Source organism: Pseudoalteromonas sp. Z1A2 (assembly GCF_011378755.1).
Classification (GTDB): Bacteria; Pseudomonadota; Gammaproteobacteria; order Enterobacterales; family Alteromonadaceae; genus Pseudoalteromonas; species Pseudoalteromonas distincta.
This window is the reverse complement of sequence record NZ_WTKX01000090.1, coordinates 1-571: the sequence shown is the minus strand read 5'-3', so window position 1 is coordinate 571 and position 571 is coordinate 1. Positions and strand designations below refer to the sequence as shown.

Sequence of the window (571 nt, the reverse complement as noted above, 5' to 3'; positions counted from 1 at the left end):
TTTGGAGAAGTAACCCACCTTTGTATGCCTTTAAATATGGTGAGTATGGCGATTTATGTTACTTTAGAGGGGAAAATCCCTAGAACCCCCTTGTGATGTCGTAGTGCCCACAGCGGTGGAGGGTCACAGTGAAATGCTACACTCTCTTTGTGTCTTGAGTCGCTGTGCTCGCCCGACCTACGTGATAGGTGTTGATGTGAGTGTGTTAATTGCGCGTATTTTACTTTTCTGCAGACGTAAAAAAGCCCGACTATTTCTAGTCGGGCTCTCTACAATTTGAAGCCTGGTAATGTCCTACTTTCACATAGCAAATGCTACACTATCATCGGCGCTGTTTCGTTTCACTACTGAGTTCGGCATGGAGTCAGGTGGGTCCAAAACGCTATTGTCACCAAGCAAATTTGGGCGTTAATCCGTATTTCTACGCACTAACTGAATTTGGAAAATATCTGATAATATTTTTTAAGTCTTTCTAAGTAATGTCTACTTTAGTCATATTAACTTCTGTCAAACTGTCGCATAAAACGCGTTTGGCGTTGTATGGTTAAGCCTCACGGGTAATTAGTACAAG

1 rRNA gene is annotated in these 571 nt (G+C 42.4%); it reads right to left on the bottom strand.

Annotated features, from left to right (window positions below):
* Nucleotides 1–281: 281 nt before the first annotated feature.
* Nucleotides 282–396, bottom strand: a 5S ribosomal RNA gene (gene rrf, locus GQR47_RS20325).
* Between the last annotated feature and the right edge of the window lie 175 nt (nucleotides 397–571).